Genomic DNA, 9,496 nt, shown 5'->3' on the forward strand with positions numbered 1-9,496 from the left:
GGCGCCGTTTTACGCAAGAGGCCGGTCTGGTTCAAGGAACTCAGTAGTCGTTGCCGCTGCGAACCGGCAACTGACTGTCAGGCGCGAGGTCGCCGAACCGCGTGACCGAGGCTTCGAACGCCAAATCGACGGTGCCTGTCGGGCCGTGGCGCTGCTTGCCGATGATGACCTCGGCCTTTCCGTGCGCAAGACTCATGTCAAGCTGCCACTTCTCGTGTTCAGGCGTGCCTGGGCGGGGCTCCTTCATCGCGAGGTAATATTCCTCGCGGTAAACGAACAGGACGACGTCGGCGTCCTGCTCGATTGATCCGGATTCACGCAAGTCGGAGAGCTGCGGCCGTTTGTCGTCGCGGGATTCGACCTGGCGTGAGAGCTGGGACAGCGCGATCACGGGAACGTTGAGCTCCTTGGCCAGCGCCTTCAGGCTGGTCGTGATCTCCGTGATTTCCTGTACTCGGTTGTCACTCCGCTTGCCGGATCCGGAGAGCAACTGGATGTAGTCGATCACGAGGAGATCGAGGCCCTTCTGCCGCTTCAGCCGGCGCGCGCGTGCCATCAGCTGCGCGATCGACAGGCCGCCGGTCGCGTCGACATAGAACGGCAGCGACTGCAGCTCGATCGAGACTTCCCGGATCTTGTCGAAATCGGCTTCCGAGATGCCGCCGCGGCGGATGTGGGAGGAGGGAATGCCGGTGCGCTCGGCGACGATACGCGTGGCGAGCTGGTCGGCCGACATTTCGCAGGAGAAGAAGCCGATCACGCCGCCATTGGCGGCCTTCATGGTGCCGTCAGCCTGGACCTCGCCGACATAGGCCTTGGCGACGTTGTAGGCGACGTTGGTCGCCAGCGAAGTCTTGCCCATGCCCGGGCGTCCGGCCACGATGATGAGGTCGGAGTGCTGGAGGCCGCCCATCTTGGTGTCGAGGTCGCGCATGCCGGTCGAGATGCCGGACAGCTTTCCATCGCGCTGGAACGCTTTGGCCGCGAGATCGACCGCGACCGCCAACGCCTGCGAGAATTTCTGGAAGCCGCCGTCATAACGGCCGGATTCGGCGAGCTCGTACAGGCGGCGCTCGGCGTCCTCGATCTGCGCCCGCGGCGCGAAGTCGACCGGGGCGTCATAGGCGACATTGACCATGTCCTCGCCGATGCCGATCAGGTCGCGTCGCAGCGCGAGGTCATAGATCGTGCGGCCATAGTCCTGGGCGTTGATGATGGTGGTCGCCTCAGCCGCGAGGCGCGCCAGATATTGCCCGATGGTCATGCCGCCGACATCGGTGTCGGCCGGGAGGAACGTCTTCAGCGTGACGGGCGTGGCGATCTTGCCCATCCGGATCAGGCTGCTGGCCGTCTCGTAGATGGTCTGATGCAGCGGCTCGAAATAATGCTTCGGCTCGAGGAAGTCGGAGACGCGGTAGAAGGCGTCGTTGTTGACCAGGATCGCGCCGAGAAGGCTCTGTTCCGCCTCGATATTATGCGGCGCGCTCCGATACGCCGGAGTTCCGGGCTCGGGCGCGAGTTTGAGGACGTTCGAATCAGTCAGGGCCATGGTCGAGCGTTAGCAATTTTCTGGGGCGGATACGGGGCCGGGATAAAGCGCCGCCTCAGGCCAAAGCGGAAGCAAAAGCTGACCGCTATCAACCGCTCAGTTAAAATGGTGGATGATTGGCAGCCGCGGCACGCGCCGCGCTTGACGGTTTTTGCGGAACTCGCCCGTCCCGGAAGCGGCCGTGACCGCGCCACGGAAAACTCCGGGTGACGTGAACCTAATGGATTGGCGCGCAGACGTATCAAGAAGCGCGCGAAATGACGCACGCCGGGAGCCTTGGGCTCGGATTCAGACCAGCAGGAGGTAGACCAGCGCAACCAGGGCCGCTCCGACGCCGGTGGCGATCAGGGCGTAATCGGTGCGGAGGTCGTCCTGCACGTCGAATGAGGTTTGGGTCCGCTTGCTCATGGCGACGGTCTAAGCCGGGCCCGACGAGACTTATGTGAAACAGATCACATCTCCCCGGATTCTTTCGGGGTACGACCCGGAACAGGAAGGCGGGCGGGGGGTTGTCTCCCGCCACCAGGGAACGAGGCGAGCGATGCGGCCAGAACGGCAGCAGAATTGGCGAAGCGAGGCGGCCAGCCGGCTTTGGCTGTCGGGCCTCATCGCGGCCATGCAGCACGCCGAGCGGCCCGAAGTGCGGCGCGAGCCGGTCTCGCCCGAGACCATCGCGGACCTGCGAGCGCAACTGGCGTTAACAGCCTCTTTCCGATCGTCCCAGATCTCGACCCTGCGTCATTAGGATTCATTCACCAACCAGCGTCAGGTCCGGGTTCGGCGCCGCCTTCGCGCGCACGATGACGGGTGTCTGCGGCGTCGTGACTTTGCGACGATGTGCCGCTTCCGACAGGCGACGCGTCGTCTCACGAGGCCACCGGCACTCGAACAAGCTGCAGCGCTATTGCGCTGTGATCACAGCCGATATTCCAAAAGCGCTTAATCACATCCTTGCGTGTGGAGGCTGCTTCCATTCGCGGCTCAATCCGCTAAAAGGTGACCCGCCGCCGCGCCTTATGCCGGCTGCATTCGCGTAAATTCAATGGAGATGATGGGAATGTCGAGCCGAGCGCTCAGCCTCGCGACGGTATTGCTTCTGATCGGCTTCGGCGCGACCGATACCGTCCTTGCGCAGGCGACGAACCTCGAGGCCGGCAAGGCCCCATCCCAGCTTTTCGCGCAGACCTGCAGTGCCTGCCACAAGAGCCCGCGCGGCCTGTTGAAGACGGTGGCGCCGGGCTCGCTGCCGGGCTTCCTGCGCCAGCACTACACGACCAGCTCCGACATGGCCGGCGTGCTCGCGTCCTATCTCGTCTCCAACGGTGCCACCGACACCCGCTACCAGGCCAAGGACGGCAAGGACAAAAAGGACGGCGCCAAGGAGAAGGAAGCCAATACCGCGCCCGGCCAGGCGCCGGAGCATCAGGGACGCCGCCAGCGCTCCCAGGATGCCGCCAAGCCGGACGGCGAGGCTGCCGCTCCCGCGTCCGAGGGGACGCGTCAGAAGCGCGCGGCACGGCCACCCGAGGAGGGATCGAAGGAAGGTGCGAGGTCCGAGGGCCAGGCAGCGCCCGAGGGACGCAAAGCTAAGCGTCGCGCCAAGCCCGGGACCGAGGAAGCACCGAAGGTCGACGCCGCCGCGCCGGCCATTGAAGACAAGAAGAGCGAGCCAAAGGCAGAGACCAAGTCCGACACCAAGCCCGACACGGCCAAGGTCGAGCCCGGCCGTGACGAGGCGAAGCCCGAGAACAAGCCGGCGGAGAAGCCGGCTGAAGCCAGGCCGGATAGTGCCAAGGTCGAGCCGCGCGGCAGCGATACTCCGGCGCTGCGGCCCGATCCGGTACCGCAGGTCACGCCGGCCGCACCGCCTGCCGCCGCGAAGCCCGCCGAGGCCAAGCCGGCGGAGGAGGCTGCTCCCAAGCCGGCCGCGAGCTCCGAACCGGCAGCCAAGCCGCAGGAGCCGGCACCGCCCGCGACCGCCGCGGCCCCACCCGCGGCGCCAGCCGACTCGTCCGGTCCGCCCACACCTCCGATTTCGCGCTAAGCGAGCCAGATTTTCCATCGATTTGCGAAGGCCGCCCGCATCGCGGCCTTCGCATCATCTTGACCGCAATTAGAGCGATGCTCTAGAGTTACGCTCTAGGAGGCGTCGATGACGACGAGCGTGCGTGACGACCTGTTGGCGGCCGGGCTTTTCGTGTTCGACCGCGTCGGCTTCGAAGCTGCGACGGTGGCAGCGATCCGCGCGCGGGCACGCGCCTCCAACGGCAGCTTCTTTCATGTCTTCGGATCGAAGAAGGAACTGGCGGGTGCGCTGTTCCTGGAGGTGCTGCGGCACTATCACGCCGCGGTGCTGGCCGCGCTCGATCCGGTGCCCAATGCCGGGCAGGGCATCGATCGGCTGATCCGGGCCCATCTCGACTGGGTGGTGTCGAGCCGGCGCGAGGCCCGCTATCTCTTCGAGATATCGCGCAGCGAATGGGGCGAGGACGTCCGCGACGCCCAGCGCGCGCAGAACGCGCGCCTTGCCGAAGGCATCGAGCGCTGGCGCGCGCCGTTGGTGGCCGGCGGCGAGCTTTTGCCGATGACGCCGGTGATGTTCGTCAGCCAGCTCATCGGCCCTGCCCAGATCTTCTGCCGCGCCTTTCTCTCGGGACGTGACCGCGCCGATCCCCGCAGCGAAGCCGACACGCTTGTCGCCTGCGCCAACCGTGCGCTGCGTTCGCCCGATCGCATCCACAAGCAATAAGGAGAAGCCGCATGCGAGCCGAAGCAGATCCCGAATTCGGTCCGATCGCCGAGCGCATCCACGCCAATGTCGGCCGTCAGGGTTTTATGAACCTGGTGGGCGCCGGGCTCTCGGAATTGTCGCGCGGCACCTGCACGATTGCGGTCGCGCGCCGGCCCGAGCTGCTCCAGCAGCACGGCTTCTTCCATGGCGGCGTCACCGCCTTCCTGGTCGACAACGCCACGACGATCGCAGCGGCGACCTCGCGCGGCCAGCCGGCGTTGACGGCGGAATACAAGCTCAATCTGTTGTCGCCGGCGGTCGGCGAGAAGCTGATCTGCCGGGCCAGGGTGATCAAGCCGGGCCGCCAGGTCTCGGTGGTCGCGGCCGACGTGTTTTGCGTCAACGGCGGTGTCGAGAAGCATACGGCAACTGCGCTCGCCTCGATCGCGATGCTGAGCGAGGACGTCGCCGCGAAAACGAAAAGCCCGGCCGCCTGAGGCGGCCGGGCGTCGCAACCTGCGCGAACGCGGGTCTTACTTCTCGGTCTCGTCCGCAGCCGGCGCCGGCTAGTCGTCCTGCTGGGCTTCCGGATCGAAGAACTCGCCGGCGGCGGCGATCGCTTCGGCGGCCGCATCGCGGTCCTCGTTGCGGGTCGAGATGTCCTCGCCGCGGTTGATGCGCTCGGCCTCGTCCTGGCTGCGCGCAACCGTGACGGAAACCTCGACCTCGACCTCGGGGTGAACCGCGACCGTGATGGTGTGCTTGCCGATGGTCTTGATCGGCGCGTCGAGCTGCACCTGCGGGCGGTCCAGCGAAACACCATCAGCTTCGAACGCCACGACGACGTCACGCACAGTGACCGAGCCGAACAGCTGGCCGGCTTCCGAGGCCTGACGGATCACGATGATGTTCTTGCCCTCGATCTTCTCGGCGATCTTGGACGCCTCGCCCTTGGACTGGAGGTTGCGAGCCTCGAGCTCGGCCTTCATGCCGTCGTACTTGGCGCGGTTGTCGGCGGTGGCGCGCAGCGCCTTGCCGCGCTTGAGCAGGAAATTGCGGGCATAGCCGTCGCGAACCTTCACGACTTCGCCCATCTGGCCGAGCTTGCTCACGCGTTCCAGCAAAATGACTTCCATATTTGTTCTCCTTTGAAGTGTTGAGTGAGTTGGGTTTTGGGGTTGAACTTAAGAGGTCGGCAGCGGCGGTGGCTGGCGGCTGCGCAGGAAGCGCTCGCGGAAGCCGAACACGGCATCCGCGAGGCCGAGGATCACCATCGCGATGACGGGCCAGCCGAACACGACGACGACGGCATAGGTCGAGCCGAGCCAGAATGTGCGGCTCTTCAGCGCCAGCGTCAGCGTGTGCAGCACGGCAAAACCGGTCAGCGCATAGCCCATCATCAGCGCTGCCGTCGTGATCTGCGCGACCATCGCGAGCAACCCACCGGTGAAGCAGAACGCGAGCGCGATGCAGAGCGCCACCAGCGTCATCGGCGGCAGCTCGGCCGTCATCATGTCCGGCCACGGACGCAGCAGGCGGCCCGATGTCGCCGTTATCTTGCCGCTGAGCCAGAGATTGAGGGTGAGTGTCATCATCGCGACGATGGTGGCCGCGGCCGGGGCGATGAACACCAGTGCGTCGACGAACTGACCGGCTTCGCCTGACGTCTGCGGGTCGGCGGTGCGGAGCAGGCGCATCAAGCCGCGCCGCAGCGTGCCGGTGATGGTCTCGGCATCGGTGCCAAGGGTGAGCAGGGCGGCGATCGTGGTCAGCGCGGCGAAGCCCGCGATCCACAGCAGGATGCGGCCGACCGGATACCATTCGAGCTCGGGCTCGGCCGGCGGCTCGGTGGCGGCTTCCGGCGCGACGGGTCCAACCCGTCGGCTGAGCAGGACGAGATGGCCGAGCCACCACGCGGGCAGCGCGACGGTGACGGCAAAGGCGATGCAGTAGGGCAGGCCGAACAGGGCGCCGAGGCCGATCGCAGCGGCGATGCCGCCGAGGCTCGCGCAAAGCGGGCCCCAGCCGATCGAGGCGACCATCAGCGGCAGCGGCGCGAGATAGAACAGGACGAGCGAGATCAGCGCGCCCGACACGATCGAGGCGAACATCAGGGCCGACGCAGCGCCGGCGATCAGGGCTATCAGTCCAAGAGTCATCATCAGCTGTCCCGCTCCCTTCGAGCGGTTAGAGGCATCTCGCCCCAACCATCGGCGACCGGACGACCCGGAAGCCTTATGAAACCAAAAAAGCGCGGCCGGCGGCGATGTCGCCGCCGGCCGAATTCGTCTTAGCGAATGACGTAGGGCAGCAGGCCCAGGAAGCGCGCGCGCTTGATGGCGCGGGCGAGCTCACGCTGCTTCTTGGCCGACACCGCGGTGATGCGGCTCGGCACGATCTTGCCGCGCTCGGAGACGTAGCGCATCAAGAGCTTGGAGTCCTTGTAGTCGATCTTCGGAGCATTTGCGCCCGTGAACGGGCAGCTCTTGCGACGACGGAAAAACGGACGGCGTGCACCAGCTTCAGCCATTGATCTTACTCCGCATCCGGCGTTGTCGTTTCAGCTTCGTCGCGCGGACGGCGCGGACCGCGGTCACCGCGGAAGCCACCACCGTCGCGATCGCCGCCACGGAAACCACCCTCGCGGTCGCCACGGAAGCCACCGCCTTCACGATCGCCGCGGAAGCCGCCGCCACGGTCGTCACGCTCGCGGTCACGGTCAGCCTTGCGCATCATCGCCGACGGGCCTTCCTCGAGCTCCTCGACGCGGACGCTGAGATAGCGGATCACGTCTTCGCTGATGCGCTCCTGGCGCTCGATCTCGGCGATCGCCGCGGACGGCGCGTCGATGTTGAGCAGCACGAAGTGCGCCTTGCGGTTCTTGTTCATGCGGTAGGTGAGGGAGCGAACGCCCCAATTCTCGGTCTTGGTGACCTTGCCGCCGAGACCCTCGACGATGCCGGTCATCTGCGCAGTCAGCTCTTCGACCTGCTGCGTGCTCGCGTCCTGGCGCGCGAGAAAAACATGCTCATAGAGAGCCATAATGGTCCTTTCCTCATGTTGGCGCATCGCCCGGCGTCAAGCCCTTAAGAGGCCTTCGGAAAGGACTCTGGGATTAAGCTCAGAAGGCGGAAACACGGGACGACGGGCCGACTGGCCCTGCCACACCAAAATCACGAATGATTTGCTGAGACCGTCCGTTCAGCTCCCGGCCGGGGTCTGCGGATGGCGCGCTTATACGGATTTTGGCCGGCTTTGCAAGGTTGGAGGGCCGTGTTTTCGGCCCCGGATGGTTCCGGTGCGGGCGGCCGGACCGGTCCTCGCGGGCCACACCAGCTTGATTTATTTGTTTGTATAGCATACAAAGAAATCAACGCAGAGGACCCCAATGGCGGAAAAGTCGGTCCATGAGCCATTAGAGGCGGCTGGCGACCCCAAGCATGCGGCCCGGGCCACACGCTCGGCCGGCCGCAAGATGCGGTCGCTGCTGCTGGATGCGGCGAGCCCGCTGTTCAGGGAGCGGGGGCTGTCCGGCACGGCCATCACCGACATCGCCGCCGCAGCGGACGCGTTCCCGAGCCAGATCACCTATTACTTCCGCACCAAGGAGGCGCTGTTCGTCGAATGCGCCTGCCGCGAGCTGCTGTATCTGGCGCGGGCGACGGAGCAGGCAGCGCTGAAAGCGCGCACGCCGCGGGACTACACCCGTGCGCTGGCCGAGACCGTGACGGCGAGCGATTCGGTCGCCTTCTTCGCCGAGGCGCTGACGCTGACCCGGCGGCGCCAGGATCTTGCGCCGCTGGTCGAGCGCACCATCGAGCGCCTGCACGGTGAAGGCGCACGCGCCTATGCGAGCCAAGTCGCGCGGCACGGCTGGCGCTCCCTGCGTGCGCCCGACGAAAGCTCGCGGCGGTTCTGGGCCGTCGCCATCGGCGTCATTCTCGAGGGGTACGCGATGGGCCGGTCGCCGGATGAATTGTGCGCCGAGATGCTGCGTGTGCTCGGCGAGCAGGCGAAATCAGCCAGCGACACGGCGCGGCTCCGTCTGGTCGACGAGCGCGACGCATCTGGCAGTTCGAATGAGGAGGGTTAGGCCATGACCGCAATTCGCATGCGTGCCCGCGATTTCCTGACCGACGATCAACTCGCCGACGTGCGCCAGCGCGTGACCTGGAAAGGCGTCGCGCTGATCGCCCACGCCTGGGCACTCATTGTCGCAGCGATCGCCTTGGTCGCGTGGTGGCCCAACCCGATCACCTACATTCTCGCCGTTGCCATCATCGGTTCGCGCCAGCTCGGGCTCGCGATCCTGATGCATGACGGCGCGCATGGCTGCCTGTCCGCTGACGAGAAGACCAATCTGGCCCTGAGCCAATGGTTCTGCGCCTATCCTCTCTTCGCGGAGACGCGCAGCTATCGGCGCTATCACCTTCAGCATCACGCGCGCACCCAGCAGGAAGACGACCCCGATCTCGTGCTGTCGGCGCCGTTTCCGATCACCAAGCTGAGCTATCGCCGCAAGTTCATTCGCGACATCACCGGGCAGACCGGCTACCAGCAGCGCAAGGCGCAACTGCTCAATGCGCTCGGGCCGAAGGACTGGACGTTGCGGCAGCGTGCTGCGCATTTCTGGGAGAAACTCGGCCCGCAATGCCTCGCCAATGCCGCGATGTTCGCAGCGCTCGCGGCAGCCGGCGTGTGGTGGGCCTATCCGCTGCTATGGCTCGTGCCGCTGTTGACCTGGATGATGGTCATCACCCGCATCCGCAACATCGCCGAGCACGCCGTCGTGCCCGACAGCAGCGATCCCTTGCGCAACACCCGCACCACGCATGCGAATTTCCTCGAGCGGCTGTTCATCGCGCCGTACTACGTGAACTATCACCTCGAGCATCATCTCCTGTTCTACGTGCCCTGCTACAATCTGCCGAAGGTGCATCGCCTGCTGAGTGCGAGCCGGCACGCCGGCCGCATGGAGGTGCAGCCGGGCTACGCCGCGGTGCTGCGGCTGGCGACTGCGAAGCCGGACCGGGATGACCGGCCGGGGCAGCTCGTGAACAGCGCGCGCCGCGCGCAGGCAGGGGCGGCGGTCGACGCCAATCAGACCAATGGTGGATTCTAGGAGCCTGTCCGAGTAGTCCCTGTTCAATTGGTCGGGAGTCTGATTCTATTTGCGTCCATGAGCAAGTATTTTCGGCCCTGGAAGATTGATCAGC

Annotated in this window: 11 protein-coding genes; 6 read left to right on the plus strand and 5 right to left on the minus strand. The window is 65.8% G+C overall.

Annotation, left to right across the window (positions count from 1 at the left end):
- Positions 1-40: 40 nt before the first annotated feature.
- Positions 41-1,549, minus strand: coding sequence for a replicative DNA helicase (locus IVB46_RS20860; protein ID WP_063983703.1), 1,509 nt, complete (start codon positions 1,547-1,549; stop codon positions 41-43).
- Positions 1,550-1,991: 442 nt separating this feature from the next.
- On the opposite strand from IVB46_RS20860, the gene IVB46_RS20865 reads away from it, so the two are divergent.
- The 4 genes from IVB46_RS20865 (at position 1,992) to IVB46_RS20880 (ending at position 4,777) form a co-directional block, all read left to right on the plus strand.
- Complete coding sequence (locus IVB46_RS20865) at positions 1,992-2,294, plus strand: hypothetical protein (protein WP_247311422.1); 303 nt, start codon at positions 1,992-1,994, stop codon at positions 2,292-2,294.
- 312 nt (positions 2,295-2,606) lie between these two features.
- Entirely contained in the window at positions 2,607-3,593 is a 987-nt protein-coding gene (locus IVB46_RS20870; RefSeq protein ID WP_247311419.1) for a hypothetical protein, read from the plus strand.
- Positions 3,594-3,701: 108 nt separating this feature from the next.
- Positions 3,702-4,298, plus strand: coding sequence for a TetR/AcrR family transcriptional regulator (locus tag IVB46_RS20875; RefSeq protein WP_247311418.1), 597 nt, complete (start codon positions 3,702-3,704; stop codon positions 4,296-4,298).
- An 11-nt stretch (positions 4,299-4,309) separates the two neighbouring features.
- A complete protein-coding gene (locus IVB46_RS20880; protein WP_247343375.1) occupies positions 4,310-4,777 on the plus strand; it encodes a PaaI family thioesterase in 468 nt (155 codons plus the stop codon).
- 69 nt (positions 4,778-4,846) lie between these two features.
- On the opposite strand, the gene rplI is transcribed toward IVB46_RS20880, so the two are convergent.
- The 4 genes from rplI to rpsF all read right to left on the minus strand — a co-directional run bounded on the left by rplI (position 4,847) and on the right by rpsF (position 7,322).
- Positions 4,847-5,416 (minus strand): 50S ribosomal protein L9, encoded by a 570-nt coding sequence (gene rplI, locus IVB46_RS20885; RefSeq protein WP_247343378.1) that lies wholly within the window; start codon positions 5,414-5,416, stop codon positions 4,847-4,849.
- Positions 5,417-5,464: 48 nt separating this feature from the next.
- Positions 5,465-6,442 carry a hypothetical protein gene (locus tag IVB46_RS20890; RefSeq protein WP_247311409.1) on the minus strand — a complete coding sequence of 326 codons (978 nt, stop codon included), beginning with the start codon at positions 6,440-6,442 and terminating at the stop codon, positions 5,465-5,467.
- 128 nt (positions 6,443-6,570) lie between these two features.
- The gene (gene rpsR, locus IVB46_RS20895; RefSeq protein ID WP_007592020.1) at positions 6,571-6,810 is read right to left on the minus strand and encodes a 30S ribosomal protein S18; all 240 of its coding nucleotides are present in this window, start codon (positions 6,808-6,810) and stop codon (positions 6,571-6,573) included.
- 5 nt (positions 6,811-6,815) lie between these two features.
- Positions 6,816-7,322: a 30S ribosomal protein S6 gene (gene rpsF / locus IVB46_RS20900; RefSeq protein WP_014495806.1), complete on the minus strand. Its 507-nt coding sequence runs from the start codon at positions 7,320-7,322 to the stop codon at positions 6,816-6,818.
- A 346-nt stretch (positions 7,323-7,668) separates the two neighbouring features.
- Here rpsF and IVB46_RS20905 point away from each other — a divergent pair, with 346 nt between their 5' ends.
- Both IVB46_RS20905 and IVB46_RS20910 read left to right on the plus strand, forming a co-directional pair.
- Positions 7,669-8,373, plus strand: coding sequence for a TetR/AcrR family transcriptional regulator C-terminal domain-containing protein (locus IVB46_RS20905; protein ID WP_085402848.1), 705 nt, complete (start codon positions 7,669-7,671; stop codon positions 8,371-8,373).
- Between the two features lie 3 nt (positions 8,374-8,376).
- A complete protein-coding gene (locus IVB46_RS20910; RefSeq protein WP_247311405.1) occupies positions 8,377-9,402 on the plus strand; it encodes a fatty acid desaturase family protein in 1,026 nt (341 codons plus the stop codon).
- Positions 9,403-9,496: the final 94 nt, after the last annotated feature.

The organism is Bradyrhizobium sp. 61 (assembly GCF_023073075.1).
Classification (GTDB): domain Bacteria; phylum Pseudomonadota; class Alphaproteobacteria; order Rhizobiales; family Xanthobacteraceae; genus Bradyrhizobium; species Bradyrhizobium barranii.